Raw genomic sequence first — 21,964 nt, 5'->3', positions numbered from 1 at the left:
GGCAATGAACGAGATAAGGGATCATGGGGAGGAGGAACTTTATGTTTGGCGGTTTTGTCAAAGATTTGGGAATTGATTTGGGGACGGCCAACACCCTAGTATACGTCAAAGGGGAAGGGATCGTGGTCCGGGAACCGTCCGTGGTGGCCATGGAGTCGGGAACCGGTGAGATCAAAGCGGTGGGGAATGCAGCCAAGCTCATGATCGGGCGCACCCCCGGTAACATTGTTGCGATCCGCCCGATGAAAGATGGTGTGATTGCGGATTACACCACCACGGCAACCATGATGGAGTATTTTATCAAAAAAGCGATGGATCAAAAAATGATCATTCCCCGTAAGCCCAACGTGATGGTCTGCATTCCGTCAGGGGTGACCCCCGTTGAAAAGCGGGCGGTGGAACAAGCATCGACGCGGGCCGGAGCCAAAGAGGCTTACACGATTGAAGAACCTTTTGCCGCAGCCATTGGGGCCGGCCTACCCGTTTGGGAGCCGACCGGGAGCATGGTGGTGGATATCGGCGGCGGCACCACCGAAGTGGCGGTCATTTCCCTCGGGGGAATCGTGACGTGCCAGTCGTTGCGGGTGGCCGGCGATAAAATGGATGAAGCGATCATCCAATATATCCGTCGGAAGCATAACTTGTTGATCGGCGAGCGGACGGCGGAGATGCTGAAATTGGAGATTGGCTCGGCGATTCCGAGTGATGATGATTCGGGCAAGGAAGAACGGGAAATCAAAGGAAGGGATTTGATCACCGGGCTTCCCAGAAAAATTTCCATCACTTCAAGAGAAATTGCGGAAGCTTTGTCCGAAACGGTCAGAGAGATTATCAATGCCGTGAAATTGACTTTGGAAGAAACCCCGCCGGAGCTTGCGGCCGATATATTGGAACGCGGGATTATGTTGACCGGGGGAGGGGCTTTGCTCCGCAATATCGATGAATGTTTGCATCAGGAGACCCACATGCCCGTGATGATCGCGGAAAACCCGCTGGATTGCGTGGCGATCGGGACGGGTGCTTCTTTGGAGCATCTGGATAAGTTGAATCCGAAAAATCATTCCGGCTATCTGGAGTCGTTTCGGAAACGTTTTTATTAAAGGGTTGTGAAATGGATGAGGCGCAGTACCAATCGGTTTCTAATGGTGATGGCCCTTGTGGTTGCAATCTTTCTGACCGTCAATGTGACACGGGGGGAAAGAGGGACGCTGTCGGCACCGGAAAGCTGGTTCATCAACGGTTTTGGATGGATTCAATCCTTGATTCACCTGCCGGTTCAACCCCTTCTCGCGGCGGGACATGAGGAAGAAAGCCCCGAAACCGCCATGATGAAATTAAAAGTTCAAGCACAAAACCTGGAAAAGGAAAATGAGGAGTTGAAAAAGCTTCTCGGCTACAAAAAAGAACATCCGATGGATACCATTACGGCCCGGGTGGCTTACCGCAATCCGGACCGTTGGAATAACCGGTTGGTGATCAACCGGGGTACGGAAGACGGTGTCAAGCCCAAAATGCCGGTCATCACTTCCGAGGGATTGATCGGACGGGTGGAAAATGTGACGAAGTACATGGCCGAGATTCAGCTGTTGACGGATTCGGAAGGAGGCCCCGGGATTGCGGCGGTGATCCAGACCGGCTCGGAGGAAGTGTTGGGGATTGTTGAAGGATATGATCCCCGGAGAAAATGTTTGATTTTAAATAAAGTCTCCGTCACCGCCCGGCCGGAGAAAGGACAAATGGTGGTGACTTCCCGGTTATCGGATGTTTATCCGGGAGGGATTTTGATCGGCACCGTCGACGATGTGAAAATGAGTGAAGGAAAAGTTGAACAGGTGGTTTATGTCAAACCGTCCGCATCGTTTGAGAATCTGGATTTTGTCATGGTGGTGAAAGATCCGGAGAAATTACAATTAAATCAGCTTCAGAAATAAAAACATACCGGGAACGGGAGGGGAAAATCGATGAAAAAATACTTCGTCGCTTTTCTCTCCTTCCTATTTATATTGGAAGGATCCAAATTGCAGTTATTGCTCCCTCAATCTTGGGGGAGCACTTTTGTCATGATTCCGGCGTTGGTGGTAAGTGGTTTGATTTCTATTTCTTTCTATTTGCCGCGCCGCTATGTTTTATGGATTGGTTTTATCTTCGGATTGTTCCATGATATTGTTTACGGGCCGGCCATCGGGATCAAAGCTTTCACGTTCCCTCTTGTCGCTTACGGCACTTACCTGTTGTCCGGAGCTTTTTCATTGTATCAATGGATCGCCGGGATCACCTTCTTTTTGGGGCAATCCGCATATTTTATCATTCTCTATGGCTGGTATTGGTTGTTTGGTTTTACAAACATGGATTTTTCTTATGCCTTTTGGCTCCATATCGTTCCGTCCATCCTGTTGAATTGGTTGCTGGCCTATCTCATTCATCAGCCGATCCGTTGGATCTATCAGAAAAAACGGAATCGCTCCATTATCTTTGACACGATTTTGCGTTAAGCCTGTAAAGCGCGACACGGATGGAAGGAAAATAAAGGGAGAAAGCGAAATCAATAGTGAGGCGGGTGACGTCAAGATGGGTAAAGTGTTAAAACCGGGCGTAACGATCAAAGGCACCAAAGACGGCCTTCTCTTCTATCTCGATGATTCGCGTCCCTTTTCAGCTGTATTGGAAGAGTTAAAACATAAGCTGGAAAACACGCAAGCTGCAAATATTTGGGATGGTCCCGACATGAAAGTCATCATCAAGCTGGGGGAGCGGCAGATTACCCGGACGGAAGAAAAGTCAATACGCGCATTGTTCTCCAAACGAAAAAACTTGATTATTCACGAATTCCAATCAGAAGGAAAGCATTATCTGCAAAGGGAAGAAGATGAGATTGAAGTCAAATCGGGGACGGTGCGTTCCGGTCAGGTGTTGGTACATAGCGGAAATCTCCTTTTTCTGGGGGATGTGAATCCGGGCGGAACGATTCAATGCACGGGAAGCATCTACGTATTGGGGGCGTTGAGGGGGCTGGCCCATGCCGGATGTGAAGGAGATGAAAATGCCATCATCGTTGCATCGGTTTTGCGTCCCACACAGCTTCGGATTGCAGATGTGATTTCCCGCCCGCCGGATCGTTGGGACGAGGCCGAAGTGGGGATGCGCTTTGCTTATTTGTCGGATCATCAAATTGCCGTGGAGAAAATTCATCTTCTGGGGCAGTTGCGTCCGGAATTCGAGTGGAAAACAACCAGACGGCGTTTTTTATAGATGACAGATGGTTTGGAGGGTGAGCATTGGGAGAGAGCGTTCTTGTAACCTCGGGCAAAGGGGGCGTGGGAAAGTCGACGACTTCGGTCAATATTGGAACCGCCCTTGCTTTGTCCGGGAAAAAAGTGTGTTTGGTCGATGCAGATATTGGTCTTCGGAATCTGGATGTGTTGATGGGGTTGGAGAACCGGATCATTTATGACCTGATCGACGTGTTGGAGAAGAAATGCCGGATTGAACAGGCTTTGATCAAGGACAAGCGTTGTGATGAGCTTTATTTGATGCCGGCCGCCCAAACAAGGGACAAAACCGCCGTTTCCAGAAAGCAAATGCGTTGGTTGATTGCCGAATTAAAAGAGCAATTTGATTATGTGTTCATAGACTGCCCGGCAGGTATTGATGTCGGTTTTAAAAACGCCGTATCCGGTGCGGATGCAGCGATTGTCGTCACCACTCCCGAAAATGCGGCCATCCGGGATGCGGACCGGGTGATCGGTTTGTTGGAAAAAGAGGAAGTGTCGGCTCCGAAATTGGTGGTCAACCGGTTGCGCAAGCAAATGGCCAGGGACGGAAGCATGATGGATGTCGATGAAGTCGTGGCTGTCCTGGCCGTGGATCTTCTGGGGGTGGTTCCCGATGATGAGCAGGTGATCCGGGCCGGACACACGGGGGAACCGATCGTTTATGACCATCGGAATCCGGCCGGAAAAGCTTACCGGAATATCGCGCGTCGGATTCAGGGAGAAATGGTTCCCCTCATGGTCTTGGAAAAAGAAATTGGCGTGTTTACCAAAATGAAAAAATGGTTGGGATTTGCTTGAAGAAACACGAAGCAGGCCGGGGCGGTCTGCTTTTTTCATATTCCGGATGGGTTGGACATATATTGATGAAAAATGGACAAACGGGTGATAACCTATGGCCAGTGAACATGAGTGGGTTCGGCAAATCCGAAAAAGACGGGAGCAACAATGGCGTCAGATGAACAAGATCAGAGAACGGAATCTTGCCGGAAACCGCTTGGGATCCGGTTCGGTCCCGTGGTATCAGGCGTCCGTGAAACAGCCGGAGGAAACCAAAGACAGACGGAAACCGCTCCAATCATTTTTGAACCAGTGGATCGTTGTGATGATTTTGTTTTTGGCAACCGCCGCGGTTTATTCGGTACCGTCAGCCCGGACCGCTCCTGTGAAACATTGGATATCCCGGTCGCTCACAGAGGAATTTCAATTCGCAACCGTGTTGGACTGGTATCAAAAATATGCCGCCGGATCCCCTGCATTGTTGCCGGCCTTTTCGGGAAACCATGAAGAAAAAAAGGAAGAGCAGTGGACCGTCCCGGTGTCTGGGAAAATTGCCTTGCCGTTTGATGAGAAACGAAAAGGAGTGGTCCTTGTCACTCCGGAGTCGGCTAAAGTGGTGGCTTCGGCAGAGGGAAGGGTTCAATTTACAGGGTATAAAGAAGGACTTGGCAACACCATCATTATTCAGCATGCCAACGGGACCGAAACATGGTACGGCTGGTTGGAAGACATGAAAGTAAAAGAAAAAGACTGGGTCCAAAAAGGAAAAGAGATTGGTACAGTCAAAAAGATGGAGAATCAATCCTTTTTCTATTTTGCCATCCGGAAAAATAAAGAATTCATCAATCCGGCGGGTGTGATTCCATTTGATTAAGCGAATGGTTCCGGTGCCCGTTCGCATTCATCCTCTGTTTTGGCTCATTGTCTGTTCAGCGGTATGGACAGGCTATTTTATTGAGATTATGACTTTGTTTGTGCTGGTGCTGATTCATGAATTGGGCCATGCGGCGGCTGCCGGTGCATTCGGCTGGAGGGTGGATTCCATTGAGTTGTTGCCGTTTGGCGGGGTGGTGAAAACCGATGAATGGGGAACGGTGCCGGCCCGGGAAGAGCTGACGGTCGCTTTGGCCGGACCGTTTCAACATATCCTGATGATCCTCATCAGTTTGTTTTTCTACCGTCAAGGATGGTGGACAAAAGAGTGGACGGAATATTTTATACAGGGAAATCTCATGATCGCCGGTTTTAACCTGTTGCCCGTTTATCCTTTGGACGGGGGGCGTGTTTTTCTTTCGACGCTCAGTTATTTTTTCCCGTACCGGTTTTGCCTTCACTTTACCCTGTGGACGGGAATGGCCGGATCGCTTGCTTTGTGCGTGCTGGCCCTTTTTTGGTCGCCCGAAGGGATTTTGGTTCACTTATTGATTCTTGGCATCTTTTTGTTTTATTCCAATTTGCAGATGCTCAGGCAAAAAAATATCCATTTTTTCCGTTTTCTCCTCTTTCGGCGCCATCATCCCGATTTGTCCCGCCCGGTCAAAAAGGTGCGCATGGAACCCGACACCCGCTTGAACGAGGTGATTTTGAAGCTCTGCAAAGAAAAATACCATGTTTTGGAGGTGGTGGATCAAAACGGGGAACTGGTGAGCATTTTGCCCGAAGAATGGCTGCTCGATGCTTACATGACTTGCCCGTACGGCAAAACCACCATCAAGGAATGGTTTGCGTCATGAAATTGGGTGGAGTTGGAAGCGAAAACACTTTGACAATTTCCATGGGAATGTGCTAAGATAAGCGTTGTTGTTATCACCGCTCACAACGGGATTCCAAAAGGCTCGATGCCTTTCCTGCTGTGGCGAGTCTCTATTTAAGAGGAGGATTGGAAATGTACGCTGTAATCGAAACAGGTGGCAAACAATATCGCGTGGAGAAAGACAGTGTTCTCTACATTGAAAAACTGGATGCACAAGAAGGGGAAACCGTCACCTTTGATAAAGTTTTGCTGGTAAATGACGGTGAACAAGTCAAAGTGGGAACCCCTCTGGTGGAAGGTGCAAAAGTAACCGGTAAAGTATTGAAACATGGAAAAGGGAAAAAAATCACCGTGTTTAAATATAAACCGAAAAAGAATTACAAACGGAAAAAAGGGCATCGTCAACCGTTTACCAAAGTGGTCATCAGCGGCATTGAAGCCCAATGATCCAGGTTCGGGTGAAGCGTGACGGCCAAAACCGTGTAAAACGGGTGTTGATTACCGGGCATGCCGATTACGGCGAGTATGGAAAAGATATTGTGTGTGCCGCTGTTTCCGGCATTTCCATCGGCATGGTGAATGCCATTGAACAAATGTTCGGTGTCCAGGTTCATCGTGATGATGACGGGGACGGGAAAATTGATTGTTTCTTGCCGGATCAGGTGAAAGATCCTGATACTCGTGAAAAAATCGGCTTGTTGCTGGAAGCGATGGTCGTCTCACTCGAAAACGTGGCGGAAGCCTATTCGTCTTATGTTAGAATAAGTGAATGGAAATCATAATGAACAGAAAGAGGTGGACATGATGCTGAAACTTAACCTGCAATGCTTTGCTTCGAAAAAAGGTGTGGGTTCCACAAAAAACGGTCGGGACAGCATTTCTAAACGTCTGGGTGTAAAACGTGGCGACGGTCAATTCGTATTGGCCGGAAACATTTTGGTTCGTCAACGCGGAACCAAAATTTACCCGGGCTTGAATGTCGGCCGTGGCGGAGACGACACCTTGTTTGCGAAAGCTGACGGAATTGTACGCTTCGAGCGTATGGGACGCAACAAAAAACGCGTGAGCATCATTCCGGTTGCAGAAAAAGAAGCAGCCGCTGCACGTGCGTAAGGTTGAATTTCAAATACCAGTTTAATGAAAGGTAAGCATTGTTCGTCGTCGGGCAAGTGCTTACCTTTTATTTATGGGTTTTTCTTTCAGGGGCAATCTTGTACAATAAATGGCAAAGCAAAATTTCGGATATACATAAGATGGGAGAGGTTTATTTTGAAGCGGGGGTTTCTGCTCTGTAAGCCGTTTGTTCCGTTGATGTTGGTGATGACCGGGTGGCTTGTGCATCCGTTTGGAAAATCGGGGGATGTTTTCTTTTTCCTCGCTTCATGGTGTGCTCTTTTGGGAGGGATCTTTTATGGGCAACGACAAAATGAAATCCGGGAAGCCGGCCGGATCAAAAAAATGCTGTCCGATTTGCGCCACGAATGGATGAATCACATTCAGGTTTTGATGGGATATTTGATGATGAAAAAAGAAGAGGCCATGAAAGATTATTTTAACCGGCTGGTGAAGCAAGCCCGAAACGAGCGCATCATATCCAATCTGTCTTATGCTCCGCTGGCGGTTGCTTTGCTTGACATGCGCCATCGCCTGAAAGAGTGGGAGCTGTCTTTGGATGTTTCGGATCAGTTCCGGTTTGAATCAGTGGAGGAAGAAAAGAAATTTTTGAAAATTTGGCAGCAGTTGATAACGATGATTGAAAACAGGCATCAACAAACGGATGCGTATTCCGGAGTCTCTTTTTCTTTGGAAAAAGAGGATAACCAGGTGCGGGTCGGGGTCCGCTCAAACGAGGCTTCTTTTTGTTCCGGGGAATGGTTGCCGGTGTTGGAAGACCGTTTGAAAACGGTGGAACCATCGATCGCGATCCAAAACCTGGAAAATGCATTCGTGTTGACCTATCAACTGAAGCCGAATGGACTGGGAAGGTGACGAAGCAATGTTTGTGGATAAAGTCAAGGTATATGTAAAAGGCGGGGATGGTGGAAACGGCATGGTGGCATTCCGCCGGGAAAAGTATGTACCCAAAGGCGGTCCGGCAGGCGGAGACGGAGGCCGTGGCGGAGATGTCGTTTTTATCGTGGATGAAGGCTTGCGGACGTTGATGGACTTCCGGTACCAAAAGCATTTTAAGGCCAAACGGGGAGAAAACGGGCGTTCCAAATCGCAACACGGTGCCAATGCAGAAGATTTGGTGGTGAAAGTTCCTCCGGGAACGGTGGTTCGGGATGCCGATACGGGTGAATTGATCGCGGATCTGACGGAAAGCGGCCAGAAAGCAGTCGTTGCCCGTGGAGGCCGTGGCGGCCGCGGAAACATCCGGTTTGCCACCCCTGTCAATCCGGCGCCGCAAATTGCCGAAAATGGGGAGCCGGGTGAAGAACGTTGGATTGAGCTTGAATTGAAATTATTGGCGGATGTCGGTCTGGTTGGGTATCCGAGCGTTGGAAAATCGACGTTGTTATCCGTTGTTTCCGCAGCCAAACCCAAAGTGGCCGCCTACCACTTCACAACGCTCGTTCCCAACCTGGGAGTGGTTCATGTCGAAAGCGGCCGGAGCTTTGTGATGGCGGACCTTCCCGGATTGATTGAAGGCGCCCATCAGGGCGTCGGCTTGGGGCATCAATTTTTGCGCCATGTGGAACGGACCCGGGTGATCGTCCATGTCATTGATATGGCAGGATCCGAAGGACGGGATCCTTATCAGGATTATTTGCAGATCAACGAAGAGTTGAAGCAATATCGCCAGGAATTGGAGAAGCGCCCGCAAATTGTGGCGGCAAACAAAATGGATTTGCCGGACGCCGAAGAAAACCTTGCGTTGTTTAAAGAGCAAGTGGGAGAAGAGGTGCCGGTTTATCCGATTTCCGCAGCGACCGGCAAAGGGGTCAAAGACTTGATTTATGCAGTTGTTCAATTGTTGGAGAAAGTGGAAAAAGAGATGCCGGCTCCCGGGGAACCGATGGAGTTGCCTGCACGGCGGAAGGTCTACCGGAACAAAGAAGAGGACGACCCGGCATTTACCATTCGCAAAGAAAATGAAGTTTACGTGGTGGAAGGCGAGCGGATTCAAGCGTTGGTTCAACGGACGAATTTTTCCTATCATGACAGCATCATGCGCTTTGCAAAAATCATCCGGAACATGGGAGTGGAAGAAGCGCTCCGCAAACGCGGGGCAAAAGACGGAGATACGGTACGGATCGGGGACATGGAATTTGAATTGAATGATGCCGTGGATTATTAAAAAAGCAACCGGGGATCCGGTTGCTTTTTTATTGACGGATGGTCCCGGTGGCATGGGAATAACGGGCGTTTTCATCCGGGGCTTGATCCAGTTTGAACATGAATTTTCCTTCATCATGCACAATTTTTTGTATTTTCTTTGTGCCCGGCGGGACTTTTCCCTCGGCGATGGTCGGACATTCCAAATGGTCACAGTAGGTAAATACATAGTAATAGACCGGAGAAGGACCGTCATTTTGAATTTCCATGGTCATGGTTCCTTTGTCAAGATGAAACCATTCGGTCCAGGATGAGGGTTGGGACTGGTCCGGGGTTAATGTCAGAGAATGTTCGACCGGGAATGAAAAGCCGACGGAAAAACAAGCGAGTAAGAGGATGGAGAAAATTTTTGTTTTCCAGAGGTGTTGCATTTCATCACCACCTTGCTCTATTTAGTATAAGCAGGATTGGATGGAATATGAAAGGGAAACCGGAACAGTTTCCCGAAAATTTAGTGAAGGTTATGTTCCTTTTTGATGAAATCAAGTAAATTTTTACATCCTTCGCTGACCAAATCATACGTTTCTTGAAAATTGCCCGTGTACCACGGATCAGGCACTTCGGTGTAAGAAGTCCCGGGAATAAAATCGACAAACCGGTAAATTTTGTGATCCGGGTCCGGGGCCAAACGCTTCAAATCACGGACATTGTTGTTATCCATTCCGATAATATAGGTGAAAGCGGAAAAATCGTCCCGCTTTACTTGACGCGCGGTGATGCCGTCAAAGGAGATGCCGGCTTCGGTTAATTTTTTTTGCGTTCCATGGTGCGGGGGCTCTCCGGTATGCCAGTCCCCGGTGCCGGCTGAGTCTGTTTGAATTTCCTGCTCCAGCCCTTCCTCTTTGACCAGATGGCGGAACACGGCCTCAGCCATGGGGGAACGGCAAATGTTGCCCAGGCAGACAAACAGTACTGAAATCATTGACCAATCGCTCCTTTTTGTTGCAAATGATTGCAGATTTTATCATAACACGAAAAAAAATATGAAAAAAGCTTGCTTGAAAACGCTGTCAAAGATTAAAATGTCCGTATATAGAAAACATTTGTTTTTTAATGGGGGACAGTTGGGTATGTCAGAAGATATATTTGCATTGGTTCGTGTGGATATGCTTCCTGAAGCGATTCAGAAAACGTTGGAAGTGAAAAAATTGCTTGAAACCAAAGAAGTGACCAAGGTGCAGGAAGCAGTGGAAAGAGTGGGCTTGAGCCGCAGCTCGTTCTACAAATATAAAAACAGTGTTTTTCCGTTTAATGCGATGGTGAAAGAGAAAATTGTCACCATTGCCCTGACGCTGGAACACCGGGCAGGGGTTTTATCCCAAGTGCTCCAATACATGGCCGGGATGAATACCAGTGTCCTGACCATCAACCAGACCATTCCCTTGCAAGGGGAAGCCACGGTGTCAATGTCTGTGGATACCACGCAGATGGAAGCCGATATCCAAACTGTTTTGCACGGGCTTTCCCGTTTGGATGGTGTGCGGCGGGCCGCCGTTGTCGGCTCAGGAGAGTAAGAGAGAGTGAGGAGAGAAGAAAGATGAGAACAGGAATTTTGGAAAAGTACAGAGAGGATCTGCCGATCACCCCGGAGACGCCAAAGTTGACCTTGTACGAAGGAGAGACCCCGCTTTATTATGCAGAAACCTTATCCAGGGAATGGGGCGTCCGGTTGTATTTGAAATTTGAAGGTGCAAATCCGACCGGTTCCTTCAAAGACCGCGGTATGGTTTTGGCCATTGCCAAAGCAAAAGAAGAGGGAAGCCGGGCTGTGATTTGTGCATCGACGGGAAACACGGCCGCATCGGCCGCAGCCTATGCCGCCAAAATGGGAATTCAATGCTTTGTGGTGGTGCCGGACGGGTATGTGGCTATGGGCAAACTTTCGCAGGCAGTCATGTATGGGGCCACGGTTTTGTCCGTAAAGGGAAATTTTGACCAAGCGCTGAAGGTGGTGCGTGACATCACGGAAACTCATCCTGTCACCTTGGTCAATTCCGTCAATCCGTACCGGATCGAAGGGCAAAAAACCGCGGCGTTTGAAATTGCCGAACAGTTGGGGGAAGCCCCGGATGTGTTGGCGATTCCAGTCGGAAATGCCGGCAATATCACGGCGTATTGGAAAGGTTTCAAAGAGTATCACCAAAAAGGAATCATCCAAACCCTCCCGAAAATGTGGGGGTTTGAAGCGGAGGGGGCAGCCGCCATTGTCCGCGGGGAGCCGGTTGCCGAGCCGGAAACGGTGGCGACCGCAATCCGGATCGGAAACCCGGCCAGTTGGAAACAGGCGGTTCAGGCAGCAGATGAATCCAAAGGGTTGATTTCGTCTGTCACAGACCGTGAAATGTTGTTTGCCTATCAAGAGATCGCCAAAAAGGAAGGTGTGTTTTGCGAGCCGGCATCTGCCGCTTCCGTGGCCGGCGTGATGAAAATGCTTCGTTCTGGAAAAGGGAAACCAAAAACAGTCGTGTGCGTGTTGACGGGTAACGGCCTCAAGGATCCGCACATCGCCTTGGACACGGTTCAAGTAAAGCCGCGAGTCATCGCCTGTGAAAAGGAAGCGATTTTGGATTGTCTGTTTGAAAAACAAAAATCAGGGAGTTTTCCGTTATGAGCTTCTCGCCGTTTCGGGTGAAAGTTCCGGGCAGCTCGGCCAATCTGGGTCCGGGCTTTGATTCGATCGGGATGGCTCTGAATTGTTATCTGACGCTTTATTTTGAACCGTCCTCCTGTTGGGAGATCACGGTCGGGGGAAAGCATGCCGGTCAAGTTTCCCGGGATGAGGATAACCTGATTGTCCGTGTCATCCGGGATGTCTCCCGGGAACAGGGTGTCTTTCTCCCGCCTTTTAAGTTGCATATTGAAAATGACATACCGGTGGCCAGAGGGTTGGGAAGCAGTGCGGCGGCGATTGTGGCCGGCCTCATGGCGGCCGATCACCTGCTTGGCATGAACTGGAGCCGCAAAGAGTTGTTGAGAAGAGCCACGCTGTTGGAAGGGCATCCGGATAATGTCGGGGCTTCCCTTTTCGGAGGGGTGGTGATTGCCTCCTGGGATGGCCGGCAGGTGGAAGCGGTGGCGTGCGAACCGCCAGATATGCCGGTGATGACGGTCATTCCGGAACAATCCCTGTTGACCCAAACGGCCCGCCGGGCGCTGCCGGATCAGTATCCGCGGGATGATGCGGTGTTGGCAAGCAGCCGGGCCAATTTGCTGGTGGCGGCTTTGTTTTTGAAACAATGGGACTTGCTGAAAACGGCCATGCAGGATGCTTTTCATCAGCCCTACCGTGAAACGTTGATTCCCGGTTTGAAAGAAAGTTTAAACGAAGCGACTGCCCATGGTGCTTACGGGATTGCTTTGAGCGGGGCGGGGCCGACCATGGTGGCTTTTGTGAATGACTGGATGGAGCTGGAACGGTTTTTCCGCCGGTTGTTTTATGAGCTAAACGTGCCGGTCCGGATGGAAAAGATGTTTCCGGCTGAGAAAGGGGCGGCAGTGGAGTTGACAGCCACAGAAAAACATAGTAAATTCATTTGAAAAATATAAGGAGTTTGTGCATGGATAAACGTGTTGCCTATCTTGGACCTGTCGGAACGTTTAGTTATATGGCTGCAAAAGCTTTGTTCGCGCATGAAGAAGACGTTCAATTTATTCCTTATGCTTCGATTCCCGATTGCTTGAATGCCACTCAGGAAAAAGAAACCCGGTGTGCTGTCGTTCCGATTGAGAATACCATTGAAGGATCGGTGAATTCCACACTGGATTGGTTGATTCACCATGTGGATCTGCCGGTTTGCGCCGAATTGGTTTATCCGATTGCCCAATGCATCATGGGGCATCCGTCTGTCATCCACCGGGATCCGCATCAGATCCAGCGCATTTATTCCCATCCGCAGGGAATAGCCCAATGCGAGTTAAACCTCAGAAAACGGTATCCTTGTGCCGAGTACAAGATGATGGAAAGCACGGCGCAAGCGGCGGAAATGGTTGCGGGGCATCCCGGGGAACCGTGGCTTGCCGTCGGTCCGGAAGCTGCCGCCAAAGAGTACGGACTGCAAATCATCCAGGAACATGCGGAAGATCATCCGAACAATTTCACCCGTTTTTTTGTCGTCAGCCGCGAAGATTCCTCTTCGTTCCCGGACTCCGACACCCGCAAAACCAGCTTGCAGGTCATTTTGCCTTCCGACTATCCGGGGGCGCTGTATCAGGTGTTGGCGGCTTTTTCCTGGCGCAAGGTGAATTTGACGCATATTGAGTCCAGGCCGACTAAAACGGGGCTGGGTAATTACTTCTTTTGGATCGATGCCGAGTTGCCGGTTGAACATGTCTTGATGCAGGGTGCCATCAAAGAGATTGAAGCGTTGGGATGCCAGGTTCGTGTTCTGGGTTCGTTCCCTTGTTTTTTCAAAGAAGTCGGAAAAACATTAGCGATCCAGCAGAGAAGCTGAGAAATTGTTTGACATCTGCAAACCGGCGGGGTATAATGATTGAAAATTTATCGATAATGAATTTTCAGTTTAATCAGAAGGGTGCCTAGGGTTCCGTTCTTCGGTTGAAGAAGTCTGGACCGAGCGGCACCAACACCAACCGGTGTACACCGTGGGGATAAAAGCCTCCAGCGGCAGGTTCTGATTCGCAAGGATTGGAATTTGCCTCTGAGGGGCTTTTTATCATAACATCCATTCCATAAGGAGTGTTTATTTTGACGGGGACTGAACGATGGATTTTCATGAATGGGGAATACAAGCGAAAAGAAGAAGCATTCATTTCCGTTTTTGATCACGGTTTTTTGTATGGTGACGGTGTTTTTGAGGGAATTCGCGCTTATGACGGAAAAGTTTTCAAGTTGAAAGAACATATTGACCGTTTATATGATTCAGCCAAATCCATTTTGTTGACGATTCCATATTCGAAGGAAGAAATGAGCCGCTTGGTTTGTGACACCGTGCGCCGGAACCGGCTTCAAGATGCTTATATCCGTTTGGTGGTGTCACGGGGAGTGGGGGATTTGGGACTCGACCCGAAAAAATGCTCCCAATCAAGCGTCATCATTATCGCGGACCAAGTCCGGTTATTTCCCAATGAATTTTATGAAAAGGGAATTTCCATCATCACTGTTCCCACAAGGCGAAACATTCCCGATGCCCTGGATCCCAAGATCAAATCGCTCAATTACCTCAATAACATCCTGGTGAAAATCGAGGCGAATTTGGCCGGGGTTTCCGAAGCTTTGATGCTGAATTCCGAAGGATATGTCGCGGAAGGGTCCGGTGACAACATTTTCATCGTCAAAAACAACGTCTTATATACACCGCCCAGTTATATCGGGGCGCTTGAAGGGATCACCCGCGCCACCATAATGGATTTGGCCCGGCAAAAAGGGTATGAGGTCAAAGAACAGCCGTTTACCAGACATGATGTGTATGTGGCGGATGAAGTGTTCCTGACCGGAACGGCCGCCGAAGTCATCGGGGTTGTGAAAGTGGACGGACGAACCATCGGGGATGGGGTTCCCGGAAAGGTGACGAAAGAATTAAAAGAAGAGTTTGCGCAATATGCCCGCCAGGAAGGGGTTCCTGTCTACGAAAACAAAAAATTCGGAGTCGTGGGTTAATCTTCCCTTTGGCCATGCTCAAAAGAGCATGGCTTTGCTTTTTCAAGATAAAATGTCTTTCCGTACAAAGGTGATCCATGAAATGCACAAAGCGGCCAAAGCCCAGATGCTTAAAATGAACAGGGAAAAAGGGAAACTCATGTCTTCCATCATTATCGGTTTTCCGGCCAAATAATCCGTCAGGCTTAAATGCGTGAATGCAAAGTATTTGAGGATCTTCCACGACGGAGCCATTTGCATCAGCAGGTTGCCGGAGATGATGGCGGCCAACAAAATGCCGATGCCGGCCGCCGTGCTTCTTACCAAAACGGAAACCATAAACGAAAGGGTACCAACCACGATGCTTGAAAACCAAACGAGCCCGAAAGCCATAAAAATGTATTTCCATTGCGGGATGAGACGGACATGTCCGGTCAACAGCTGATCCCCCTGGATTTGAAAACCGGTTAAAACCGGCAGGGACCATCCCCGGTAACCAAAGGCGATGCCGGAGATGGCGTATCCGGTGACCGCCGTCAAAAGCAGCAAAAGCGAAATGCCCAGCAACAGCGCAATATATTTGCTGAGTAAAATTTTCCACCGCGGCACCGGCCGGGTTAAAAGCAGCTTGATGGTTCCCCGCGTATATTCCCCGGAAACGATGTCGGAAGCCAATACGACCACCAATAACGGCAGGAACAGGGAAGATGACTGTTCGATGAATTTTCTGAGGAATGTGGGAGCGCCCGGTGCTGCCGGATTGATGTTGTGTTCCAAGTAATATTGTTGCTGTTCAATATTGATTTTGGCCCATGTTTTCCACTCTTCCGGAATTCTGCTGGATGCCAGGCGGTTTTGCTGATCCACGATTTGTTGCTGCAATAACAAGCGCCAGTCGTCAGTTCCCGATTGTTTGATTTGTTCCGCTGTATTTCGGTATTGCGCGTAAGTGAAAAGAGGGATTAAAATAAACAAAATCAGCAATATCACCAAAATCCGTTTGTTTTTTATCATTTTCAGGACTTCATTGTAAATCAAACGGTTCAAGGAGCATCCCCCTTTGTCAGGTTCATGTAAAGATCCTCCAAGGTTTGTTTTCGGGGCGTGATTTCCCACACCTGAATCTGGTGATTTAATAAATATTGGTTGGTTTCGCTGATTTTCCCGGCAGGCATCTCCACCGACAAACGGGAGCCGGGTTTTTTCCTGATGTTTGTAACATAGGGGAGTTGTTGCAAACAATGCATCCCTTGGTTACAAGGAGTCACTTTCCATTCCACCCGTTCAAGGTCGCCGGCGGGGGGATGGACCGGACCGGTATAGATGAATTGGCCGTTTTGGATAATGGCCACCCGGTCACAGAGGGCTTGGATTTCATGCAAAATGTGGCTGGATAGAAACACGCCGATCCCTTCTTCACGGGCAAGCCGCCGGATGAAAGACCGCAAGTCGTGAATACCGGCAGGGTCGAGCCCGTTGGTCGGCTCGTCCAGAATTAGCAACTTTGGCCGGTTTAACAACGCCTGGGCAATCCCCAGACGTTGTTTCATGCCCAGCGAATAGGTTTTGACCGGATCGTGAATCCGTCCGGACAAACGCACTTGTTCGATTACTTCATCAATCCGTTTTTTTGGAAGACCGGCCATGCGCGCGAAGAATTCCAGATTTTCATACCCGGTTAAAGATGGGTATAATTCGGGATTTTCAACGATACACCCGACATGGGAAATGGCTTTGGTAAACGATTTTTTCAGGTCATGGCCGGCAATATGGATGCTTCCTTCACCCGGGCGGACGAGTCCGACCAGCATGCGGATGGTGGTGGTTTTTCCGGCGCCGTTCGGGCCTAAAAAACCGAAGATTTCTCCCGCACGGACTTCAAAGGAAAGATTTTGGACAATGGGCCGGCCGCGGATAACTTTGCCCAATCCTTGAACCGACAGCACCGTTTCATGAGTCGGCTTGTTCTGCATGGGATTTTCCCACCTCCGGGGATTCAAGGGTCATCACTTGCCACAACCGGTCGGCAATGTGTCTGTATCCCTGTTGGTTTGGATGAAAATGATCACTGTAAAGAAACGATTTTGGATGTTTCCAAAACAAATCATACACCGGAATGACGGTGACTTGCGGAAAAGATCGGGCGGTGGCCGTCAGGGTATCATTCCAGTCCGCCACGATTTTGAATGTCAGTTCATTCCCTTTTAAATCGGCAAACGGATTGTAGAGGCTGAGAAGATAAACGGAACCGTCCGGATTCAACCGCTGAATGTCTGACAAGATGGACACGAGATTGTTCCGGAAATGGTTTTTCCTTTCCAAAATGGCTTGGGGATCGGTTTTTGCCAAGTCTTCGCTTCCGTGGAACAAATCATTGCCGCCGATGGTGATCACCAGCGCATCCGCTTCTTTGACAAATTCCCGGATGTGTGCTTTTTTTAATTGATCCCGCAAATGTTGGGAAGTTTGTCCCCGGATGCTCAAATTGATGGATTGGGAACCGGGATAATGGTGTCGCCAATTTTTTTGGATGATTCCGAAGTAACCTTGTCCGCTGTGGTCACCGACTCCGCGGGTCAAGGAGTCGCCGAGGCCGAGCAGCAGTTTTTTGCCTGGTTCCGAAGAAAGGGAGGCCGTTTCGGAAGGGGAATGGCTGTTTTCAGGCGGTTTCACCATCTCACGGATGGCCCATCCGAAACCGGCCAGCATGAGACACAGGGATCCCCAGGTGAGGAAATAGACGGACTTCAACCAGATGGTTTTGGAATTCATCCCGGGCTCCTCCTTATTGGTTCTTGCAAAAGATTTTTATGAAACGCCTTATTTCTTTAAGCAAGAAAGTGTTTGTTTATGCATAGGATGATATTGATTCAGCCTTTATGAAGGGGGTTGTCCAATGAAAATCCATATTGCCCGTGAGGGGGAGACATTGTGGGATATTGCTCAAAAGTATAATATACCGCTGGAACGGTTACAAGAATGGAATGCGGATTTGGCGGATACAGAGAAATTGAAAAAAGGGGAGAAAATCCGGATTCCCACCGGCAAGATTCCCCTGGCCGTTTCCAGACAGGACACCCGGGGAACCACCGGACCGTCGGAAGTGAAGGAATCACCCAAGGGAGAGGAGGAAGAACTGCTTTCCCGAAAGGAGTCCTCCGAAAGCAGCGGGTTTGTGACAGAAGAATTGCCCAAGCCGCCGTCCGTTGGTGAATTTTCGGAGTGGTCACCGGAGGTGTTGGACGATTCTTCCTCGTTTATGGCGGATTCGTCGTATTATGATGATGAACCGAATCTTTCCCATTTGGATTCGCCGGTCCCTTATCCTTCTTATTGGCATGGTTTTGCCCCGATGTTCCCGGTTCCGGTGTTTCAAGATCCCTTTATGATAAGCAGCGGATGGCCTTTGCAACCTTGTTACCCGCCGCCCGTTCCGATGAATCATCCCGATGCCTTTGGCAACCGCATTGCCATGGAATACAGGGAATGGAAAGAAAGTTCTTCAAGTGTAGGATAAAGAATGAGGGAGAGCCGATGATTCAACCCCATCCACTTCATATCCAAAAGTTATTACATACACCAGTCCGGCGTATCAGTCCATATCGAAACAATTGGTGTATTGAGACCGATTTTATGTGGTGGATCGCAAAGCCTTTTGACGGCCTGAAAGCCAGTTGGCTGATACAAGTGGATCGCGAACTGAGAGAGCGCGGCTTTCAGTCGATGCTCCCGATGATTACCGATGGTGAAAGTTGGATTCTTACTCCGTTTATTCAGGGGAAAACTTGCAATTATAACAATGTCAGTGAAGTGATCCGGATGATTCATACTTTGGCGTTTTTTCATCAGGCGGGCCGATATCTGAAAACGCCGCCGCAATCAGGGGCGGCGTTTCTTTTGATTCACCGGTTGCAAAGGAGGTTGCAAAAATTTTATCAAATCCTCACACGAGCGGATCAAATCGAAGACCAACGGTTACGGGATCTTTTAACCGAAGCCGGAACGAATTTTTATTTGGACGGCATCAAAGCCTGGGAGCGGCTGGAGCAAATCCCCTTTCGGGAATGGGTGGAACATGAGCGAATGCAACACATGCTGGCCCATCGCGATCTGGCCAGCCATAATTGGATGATGGATCAAGCGGGAAGACTGTGGTTGATCGACTTTGAAACGGCGGATTATGATGCGCAAGTGGGGGATCTTTGGCAAATGACGATGCGAATCTTGGCTGCAAACCAATTTCCGGATCAAGGATTGGAGACGGTCCTTCAGGCATACCAGTCCGTTCGCCCTTTAAAGCCGGTGGAAAAAGAGATTTTGGCTTGCTTATTCTTGTTTCCAAATGAATTTTTTCGGGAAATGATCGGGTTGGTGGAAAGAAAAAGAGGATATGAAATCAAGGCTTCTTATCCATACCTCAAACAAATCGCGGCCAATAGAAAGAAATGGAAAAAACAAATTGCCCAATTCTTGTATTGGTAGTCTGATCGCGCTTATGTTATGATGTAGAGTGATTTTATCGAAGCCTTGTTCTTGCTTGAGGAGGCAAAAGAATGAGAGTAGGACTTGCACAAATCAGACCACGCTTGGGGCGAGTGGATTTAAATCTGGAATTGCACGAGGAAATGATCCATCGGGCCCGGGAGGAACAGGTGGATCTTCTTGTTTTTCCGGAACTCAGTCTGACAGGATACCAGTTGTTGGATCTGACATACGAAATGGCCAGAGATCCTTTTAGTCCTGAAATACAAGGGCTGATCCGATCCGCAGGCGATATGGATCTGGTGTTTGGATTCGTGGAGCACAGCCCTGAACATATCTTGTATAACTCTGCAATTTACGCGACGGCCGGAAATTTGCATTATTTGCATCGAAAAGTGTATTTGCCTACATACGGAATGTTTGATGAAGCGCGTTATTTTGGGAAAGGCGAATGGATTCGCAGCTTCCCGACCCGGTTTGGACAATTCGGCCTGTTGATTTGTGAAGACGTTTGGCACAGCTCGGCCCCTTATCTGTTGACTCAGGATGGGGCGCAGGTGATGATTGTGTTGTCCAATGCGCCGGTGCGGGATGTCACAAGCCCGGTGCCGGGTTCCAAAAAATCATGGGACTTGATGCTGAGAAACAACGCTGTTTGCCACGGAAGTTACATGATTTATTGCAATCGCGTGGGAACCGAGGACGGAGTCACTTTCTTCGGCGGTTCTCAAGTGGTGGATCCGTTCGGGGAAGTGGAAGCGCAAGCGGAACTGTTTACAGAGGATCTCATCATTGTTGATTTGGATCTGGACAAGATCCGGAAAGCCCGGTTCCAACTTCCTGTGTTGCGGGATGAAAATTTGGATTTGACCATTCGTGAATTAAATCGCATCAGGCAGAAGCGGACTGGAGGGGGAAGCTGATCATGCAGATGATTGATGAGATGTTGGAAAAAGCGCCTTTTTTGCGTTTGGATGAAGAAGTGGCGACCCGTCTCTTGACAACCGCTTTGCGTGAAGAAGTGAACAAGGCTGGATTCGATAAAGTCATTGTCGGCTTGTCGGGGGGAATCGACTCTGCTTTGTCCTTGTATTTGTGTGTCAAAGCTTTCGGCGCGGAAAACGTGATCGCCGTGCGGATGCCGTATAAGACAAGCAGTCCGGCGAGTTTGGAAGATGCGCAACTGGCCATTGACGATACCGGTGTGGAAAGCTTGACCATTGATATCACCCCGCAGATTGATGCGTATTTTGAACGCATTCCGGATGCGACGCCTTTAAGGCGCGGCAACAAGATGGCCCGGGAGCGCATGTCCATTTTATATGACTTGTCCGCTCAATACGAAGCTCTGGTGATCGGCACAAGCAACCGGACGGAGTTGTTGCTGGGTTACGGCACCCAATACGGGGATTCGGCCTCGGCCGTCAACCCGCTCGGGGATTTGTACAAAACCCAAGTCCGTCAGCTGGCGGCTTATTTGGGCGTGCCGGAGCCGATCATCACCAAGCCGCCGAGTGCCGATTTATGGGAAGATCAAACCGATGAAGACGAACTCGGGTTTAACTATTTGGATGTTGACCGGCTCTTGTATTACATGATTGACCGGCAATATACCCTGGAACAGTTGCTTGCCCTCCAGTTTGATGATGCATTTATTCGTCAGGTGAGTCAACGGATCATCCGCAATCAGTATAAACGGACGATGCCGGTGATTATCAAATTGAGCGAACGGACGGTCGGCATCGATTTCCGTTATTTACGGGATTGGGGATCGTAATTTGCAAGGGGAGTGATGGACGATGGCAGGGCATTCCAAATGGAAAAACATTCAACATCGCAAAGGGCGTCAGGATGCACTGAAAGGGAAAATTTTTGCCAAACTGGCACGTGAGATCTATGTGGCCGCCCGAAACGGGGATAAAGATCCCGAAAACAACCACCAGTTGCGGATTGCAATCGCCAAAGCCAAAGCCAAAAACATGCCCAATGAAAACATCGAACGTGCGATTAAAAAAGCCGCAGGCGGCGGAACGGGCGAAAATTATGAAGCGATTACTTATGAAGGTTACGGTCCGGGCGGAACGGCCATCATGGTGGAAGCTTTGACGGACAACCGGAACCGGACTGCGGCCGATTTACGCCATATCTTTTCCAAAAACGGCGGAAACTTGGGGGAGTCCGGTTGTGTTTCGTGGATGTTTGAACGGAAAGGATTGCTGGTGATTGACCGGGATCATACCGATCTGGATGAAGAGGAACTGATGCTGACCGTTTTGGAATGCGGTGCCGAGGATATAGAATCCACCGGGAAAAGCTATGAGGTGACCACAACACCGGAAGAGTTTGAAACGGTCAAAGAAGCGTTGGAGAAAGAAGGGTTCTCTTTTTCCACGGCGGAAGTCACCTTTGTTCCGTCCAACAAAACAGAAATTCACGGAGACATCATCAAAAACGTGATTTCGCTCATTGACGCGTTGGAAGATCATGATGATGTGCAAAATGTTTATGCCAATTTTGAAGTGGACGATGAGGAATTGGCCGAATACATCCAGGATTGAAGCCGTGTATATGCACACGGTCGCCTTTTGAGAAGACCATCTGCCATTGATGGTCTCTTTTTTGTGCCGGGGGACGGGCGCAAATGTTTTTGCCGGGGCGCAGGGAAGTACGGACTAATACATGGGCTGTTGGAGAAAAATAAAAAGAAACAAAGTTCATGTCGTGTGCTTCTCTTCCATAGAATAT

The 21,964-nt window shown here is 49.2% G+C and carries 27 protein-coding genes and 1 other annotated feature; of the genes, 22 read left to right on the top strand and 5 right to left on the bottom strand.

The genetic code is table 11. The features are described from left to right. The first annotated feature begins 41 nt into the window (after nucleotides 1–41). The 12 genes from H1R82_RS08815 to obgE all read left to right on the top strand — a co-directional run bounded on the left by H1R82_RS08815 (nucleotide 42) and on the right by obgE (nucleotide 9,103). Nucleotides 42–1,100, top strand: a complete 1,059-nt coding sequence (locus H1R82_RS08815) for a rod shape-determining protein (protein WP_181731771.1) — start codon at nucleotides 42–44, stop codon at nucleotides 1,098–1,100. Between the two features lie 15 nt (nucleotides 1,101–1,115). Further along, a complete protein-coding gene (gene mreC, locus H1R82_RS08810) occupies nucleotides 1,116–1,931 on the top strand; it encodes a rod shape-determining protein MreC (protein ID WP_181731770.1) in 816 nt (271 codons plus the stop codon). A gap of 30 nt (nucleotides 1,932–1,961) precedes the next feature. Next, nucleotides 1,962–2,492 carry a rod shape-determining protein MreD gene (gene mreD, locus H1R82_RS08805; RefSeq protein ID WP_181731769.1) on the top strand — a complete coding sequence of 177 codons (531 nt, stop codon included), beginning with the start codon at nucleotides 1,962–1,964 and terminating at the stop codon, nucleotides 2,490–2,492. Between the two features lie 76 nt (nucleotides 2,493–2,568). Then, the gene (locus H1R82_RS08800) at nucleotides 2,569–3,249 is read left to right on the top strand and encodes a septum site-determining protein MinC (RefSeq protein WP_181731768.1); all 681 of its coding nucleotides are present in this window, start codon (nucleotides 2,569–2,571) and stop codon (nucleotides 3,247–3,249) included. 26 nt (nucleotides 3,250–3,275) lie between these two features. Further along, nucleotides 3,276–4,070, top strand: a complete 795-nt coding sequence (gene minD, locus H1R82_RS08795) for a septum site-determining protein MinD (RefSeq protein ID WP_181731767.1) — start codon at nucleotides 3,276–3,278, stop codon at nucleotides 4,068–4,070. A 94-nt stretch (nucleotides 4,071–4,164) separates the two neighbouring features. Further along, nucleotides 4,165–4,923, top strand: a complete 759-nt coding sequence (locus tag H1R82_RS08790; RefSeq protein ID WP_181731766.1) for a M23 family metallopeptidase — start codon at nucleotides 4,165–4,167, stop codon at nucleotides 4,921–4,923. Then, on the top strand, nucleotides 4,916–5,782 hold the full coding sequence (locus H1R82_RS08785) for a M50 family metallopeptidase (RefSeq protein ID WP_181731765.1): 867 nt from the start codon (nucleotides 4,916–4,918) through the stop codon (nucleotides 5,780–5,782). Before H1R82_RS08790 ends, H1R82_RS08785 begins: the two co-directional genes overlap by 8 nt. 68 nt (nucleotides 5,783–5,850) lie before the next feature. Next, nucleotides 5,851–5,922: a sequence feature (ribosomal protein L21 leader region), on the top strand. 12 nt (nucleotides 5,923–5,934) lie between these two features. Next, a complete protein-coding gene (gene rplU, locus H1R82_RS08780; RefSeq protein WP_037993499.1) occupies nucleotides 5,935–6,249 on the top strand; it encodes a 50S ribosomal protein L21 in 315 nt (104 codons plus the stop codon). Further along, nucleotides 6,246–6,584 (top strand): ribosomal-processing cysteine protease Prp, encoded by a 339-nt coding sequence (locus H1R82_RS08775; RefSeq protein ID WP_181731764.1) that lies wholly within the window; start codon nucleotides 6,246–6,248, stop codon nucleotides 6,582–6,584. The genes rplU and H1R82_RS08775 overlap by 4 nt, the downstream gene beginning before the upstream one ends. A gap of 22 nt (nucleotides 6,585–6,606) precedes the next feature. Beyond that, nucleotides 6,607–6,915 (top strand): 50S ribosomal protein L27, encoded by a 309-nt coding sequence (gene rpmA / locus H1R82_RS08770; protein ID WP_037993495.1) that lies wholly within the window; start codon nucleotides 6,607–6,609, stop codon nucleotides 6,913–6,915. Nucleotides 6,916–7,071: 156 nt separating this feature from the next. After that, nucleotides 7,072–7,791, top strand: coding sequence for a Spo0B domain-containing protein (locus H1R82_RS08765; protein WP_181731763.1), 720 nt, complete (start codon nucleotides 7,072–7,074; stop codon nucleotides 7,789–7,791). Nucleotides 7,792–7,798: 7 nt separating this feature from the next. Beyond that, a complete protein-coding gene (obgE, locus tag H1R82_RS08760; protein ID WP_181731762.1) occupies nucleotides 7,799–9,103 on the top strand; it encodes a GTPase ObgE in 1,305 nt (434 codons plus the stop codon). A 28-nt stretch (nucleotides 9,104–9,131) separates the two neighbouring features. Here obgE and H1R82_RS08755 read toward each other — a convergent pair whose 3' ends face one another. Together H1R82_RS08755 and H1R82_RS08750 are read right to left on the bottom strand one after the other, a co-directional pair. Beyond that, on the bottom strand, nucleotides 9,132–9,512 hold the full coding sequence (locus H1R82_RS08755) for a hypothetical protein (protein WP_181731761.1): 381 nt from the start codon (nucleotides 9,510–9,512) through the stop codon (nucleotides 9,132–9,134). A gap of 80 nt (nucleotides 9,513–9,592) precedes the next feature. Continuing rightward, complete coding sequence (locus tag H1R82_RS08750; protein WP_181731760.1) at nucleotides 9,593–10,063, bottom strand: low molecular weight protein-tyrosine-phosphatase; 471 nt, start codon at nucleotides 10,061–10,063, stop codon at nucleotides 9,593–9,595. Between the two features lie 148 nt (nucleotides 10,064–10,211). Here H1R82_RS08750 and H1R82_RS08745 point away from each other — a divergent pair, with 148 nt between their 5' ends. The 5 genes from H1R82_RS08745 (at nucleotide 10,212) to ilvE (ending at nucleotide 14,758) form a co-directional block, all read left to right on the top strand. Further along, nucleotides 10,212–10,655, top strand: coding sequence for an ACT domain-containing protein (locus H1R82_RS08745; RefSeq protein ID WP_181731759.1), 444 nt, complete (start codon nucleotides 10,212–10,214; stop codon nucleotides 10,653–10,655). 23 nt (nucleotides 10,656–10,678) lie between these two features. After that, the gene (gene thrC / locus H1R82_RS08740) at nucleotides 10,679–11,752 is read left to right on the top strand and encodes a threonine synthase (protein ID WP_181731758.1); all 1,074 of its coding nucleotides are present in this window, start codon (nucleotides 10,679–10,681) and stop codon (nucleotides 11,750–11,752) included. Next, the gene (thrB, locus tag H1R82_RS08735) at nucleotides 11,749–12,678 is read left to right on the top strand and encodes a homoserine kinase (RefSeq protein ID WP_181731757.1); all 930 of its coding nucleotides are present in this window, start codon (nucleotides 11,749–11,751) and stop codon (nucleotides 12,676–12,678) included. The genes thrC and thrB overlap by 4 nt, the downstream gene beginning before the upstream one ends. Nucleotides 12,679–12,698: 20 nt before the next feature. Then, nucleotides 12,699–13,592, top strand: coding sequence for a prephenate dehydratase (pheA, locus tag H1R82_RS08730; protein ID WP_181731756.1), 894 nt, complete (start codon nucleotides 12,699–12,701; stop codon nucleotides 13,590–13,592). A gap of 254 nt (nucleotides 13,593–13,846) precedes the next feature. Continuing rightward, nucleotides 13,847–14,758: a branched-chain-amino-acid transaminase gene (gene ilvE, locus H1R82_RS08725; protein WP_255516959.1), complete on the top strand. Its 912-nt coding sequence runs from the start codon at nucleotides 13,847–13,849 to the stop codon at nucleotides 14,756–14,758. A 42-nt stretch (nucleotides 14,759–14,800) separates the two neighbouring features. On the opposite strand, the gene H1R82_RS08720 is transcribed toward ilvE, so the two are convergent. From H1R82_RS08720 to H1R82_RS08710, 3 genes are read right to left on the bottom strand one after another with little or no spacing between them, the layout of a single operon-like run. After that, on the bottom strand, nucleotides 14,801–15,784 hold the full coding sequence (locus H1R82_RS08720) for a DUF2705 family protein (protein WP_181731755.1): 984 nt from the start codon (nucleotides 15,782–15,784) through the stop codon (nucleotides 14,801–14,803). Further along, nucleotides 15,781–16,710 (bottom strand): ABC transporter ATP-binding protein, encoded by a 930-nt coding sequence (locus H1R82_RS08715; protein ID WP_181731754.1) that lies wholly within the window; start codon nucleotides 16,708–16,710, stop codon nucleotides 15,781–15,783. Before H1R82_RS08715 ends, H1R82_RS08720 begins: the two co-directional genes overlap by 4 nt. After that, the gene (locus H1R82_RS08710) at nucleotides 16,688–17,509 is read right to left on the bottom strand and encodes a GDSL-type esterase/lipase family protein (RefSeq protein ID WP_181731753.1); all 822 of its coding nucleotides are present in this window, start codon (nucleotides 17,507–17,509) and stop codon (nucleotides 16,688–16,690) included. The genes H1R82_RS08715 and H1R82_RS08710 overlap by 23 nt, the downstream gene beginning before the upstream one ends. Before the next feature lie 124 nt (nucleotides 17,510–17,633). On the opposite strand from H1R82_RS08710, the gene H1R82_RS08705 reads away from it, so the two are divergent. The 5 genes from H1R82_RS08705 to H1R82_RS08685 all read left to right on the top strand — a co-directional run bounded on the left by H1R82_RS08705 (nucleotide 17,634) and on the right by H1R82_RS08685 (nucleotide 21,777). Beyond that, the gene (locus H1R82_RS08705; protein ID WP_181731752.1) at nucleotides 17,634–18,254 is read left to right on the top strand and encodes a LysM peptidoglycan-binding domain-containing protein; all 621 of its coding nucleotides are present in this window, start codon (nucleotides 17,634–17,636) and stop codon (nucleotides 18,252–18,254) included. A gap of 116 nt (nucleotides 18,255–18,370) precedes the next feature. Continuing rightward, nucleotides 18,371–19,219, top strand: a complete 849-nt coding sequence (locus tag H1R82_RS08700; protein WP_181731751.1) for a phosphotransferase — start codon at nucleotides 18,371–18,373, stop codon at nucleotides 19,217–19,219. A gap of 71 nt (nucleotides 19,220–19,290) precedes the next feature. After that, nucleotides 19,291–20,142 carry a nitrilase-related carbon-nitrogen hydrolase gene (locus tag H1R82_RS08695; protein ID WP_181731750.1) on the top strand — a complete coding sequence of 284 codons (852 nt, stop codon included), beginning with the start codon at nucleotides 19,291–19,293 and terminating at the stop codon, nucleotides 20,140–20,142. 2 nt (nucleotides 20,143–20,144) lie between these two features. After that, nucleotides 20,145–20,996 (top strand): NAD+ synthase, encoded by an 852-nt coding sequence (locus H1R82_RS08690; protein ID WP_232333874.1) that lies wholly within the window; start codon nucleotides 20,145–20,147, stop codon nucleotides 20,994–20,996. A gap of 22 nt (nucleotides 20,997–21,018) precedes the next feature. Next, a complete protein-coding gene (locus tag H1R82_RS08685; RefSeq protein WP_181731749.1) occupies nucleotides 21,019–21,777 on the top strand; it encodes a YebC/PmpR family DNA-binding transcriptional regulator in 759 nt (252 codons plus the stop codon). The last annotated feature ends 187 nt before the right edge of the window (nucleotides 21,778–21,964 follow it).

The organism is Thermoactinomyces intermedius (assembly GCF_013912365.1).
Taxonomy (GTDB): Bacteria; Bacillota; Bacilli; order Thermoactinomycetales; family Thermoactinomycetaceae; genus Thermoactinomyces; species Thermoactinomyces intermedius.
Note: the sequence above shows the minus strand (reverse complement) of the source record. Positions and strands in the feature narration are given on the sequence as shown.

What these genes read in the sequence shown, in the direction of transcription:
- H1R82_RS08815 (WP_181731771.1), top strand. Translation starts at nt 42, where the DNA reads ATGTTTGGCGGTTTTGTCAAAGATTTGGGAATTGATTTGGGGACGGCC.
- mreC (WP_181731770.1), top strand. Translation starts at nt 1,116, where the DNA reads ATGAGGCGCAGTACCAATCGGTTTCTAATGGTGATGGCCCTTGTGGTT.
- mreD (WP_181731769.1), top strand. Translation starts at nt 1,962, where the DNA reads ATGAAAAAATACTTCGTCGCTTTTCTCTCCTTCCTATTTATATTGGAA.
- H1R82_RS08800 (WP_181731768.1), top strand. Translation starts at nt 2,569, where the DNA reads ATGGGTAAAGTGTTAAAACCGGGCGTAACGATCAAAGGCACCAAAGAC.
- H1R82_RS08790 (WP_181731766.1), top strand. Translation starts at nt 4,165, where the DNA reads ATGGCCAGTGAACATGAGTGGGTTCGGCAAATCCGAAAAAGACGGGAG.
- rplU (WP_037993499.1), top strand. Translation starts at nt 5,935, where the DNA reads ATGTACGCTGTAATCGAAACAGGTGGCAAACAATATCGCGTGGAGAAA.
- H1R82_RS08775 (WP_181731764.1), top strand. Translation starts at nt 6,246, where the DNA reads ATGATCCAGGTTCGGGTGAAGCGTGACGGCCAAAACCGTGTAAAACGG.
- rpmA (WP_037993495.1), top strand. Translation starts at nt 6,607, where the DNA reads ATGCTGAAACTTAACCTGCAATGCTTTGCTTCGAAAAAAGGTGTGGGT.
- obgE (WP_181731762.1), top strand. Translation starts at nt 7,799, where the DNA reads ATGTTTGTGGATAAAGTCAAGGTATATGTAAAAGGCGGGGATGGTGGA.
- H1R82_RS08755 (WP_181731761.1), bottom strand. Translation starts at nt 9,512, where the DNA reads ATGCAACACCTCTGGAAAACAAAAATTTTCTCCATCCTCTTACTCGCT.
- H1R82_RS08750 (WP_181731760.1), bottom strand. Translation starts at nt 10,063, where the DNA reads ATGATTTCAGTACTGTTTGTCTGCCTGGGCAACATTTGCCGTTCCCCC.
- H1R82_RS08745 (WP_181731759.1), top strand. Translation starts at nt 10,212, where the DNA reads ATGTCAGAAGATATATTTGCATTGGTTCGTGTGGATATGCTTCCTGAA.
- thrC (WP_181731758.1), top strand. Translation starts at nt 10,679, where the DNA reads ATGAGAACAGGAATTTTGGAAAAGTACAGAGAGGATCTGCCGATCACC.
- thrB (WP_181731757.1), top strand. Translation starts at nt 11,749, where the DNA reads ATGAGCTTCTCGCCGTTTCGGGTGAAAGTTCCGGGCAGCTCGGCCAAT.
- pheA (WP_181731756.1), top strand. Translation starts at nt 12,699, where the DNA reads ATGGATAAACGTGTTGCCTATCTTGGACCTGTCGGAACGTTTAGTTAT.
- H1R82_RS08715 (WP_181731754.1), bottom strand. Translation starts at nt 16,710, where the DNA reads ATGCAGAACAAGCCGACTCATGAAACGGTGCTGTCGGTTCAAGGATTG.
- H1R82_RS08710 (WP_181731753.1), bottom strand. Translation starts at nt 17,509, where the DNA reads ATGAATTCCAAAACCATCTGGTTGAAGTCCGTCTATTTCCTCACCTGG.
- H1R82_RS08705 (WP_181731752.1), top strand. Translation starts at nt 17,634, where the DNA reads ATGAAAATCCATATTGCCCGTGAGGGGGAGACATTGTGGGATATTGCT.
- H1R82_RS08700 (WP_181731751.1), top strand. Translation starts at nt 18,371, where the DNA reads ATGTGGTGGATCGCAAAGCCTTTTGACGGCCTGAAAGCCAGTTGGCTG.
- H1R82_RS08695 (WP_181731750.1), top strand. Translation starts at nt 19,291, where the DNA reads ATGAGAGTAGGACTTGCACAAATCAGACCACGCTTGGGGCGAGTGGAT.
- H1R82_RS08690 (WP_232333874.1), top strand. Translation starts at nt 20,145, where the DNA reads ATGCAGATGATTGATGAGATGTTGGAAAAAGCGCCTTTTTTGCGTTTG.
- H1R82_RS08685 (WP_181731749.1), top strand. Translation starts at nt 21,019, where the DNA reads ATGGCAGGGCATTCCAAATGGAAAAACATTCAACATCGCAAAGGGCGT.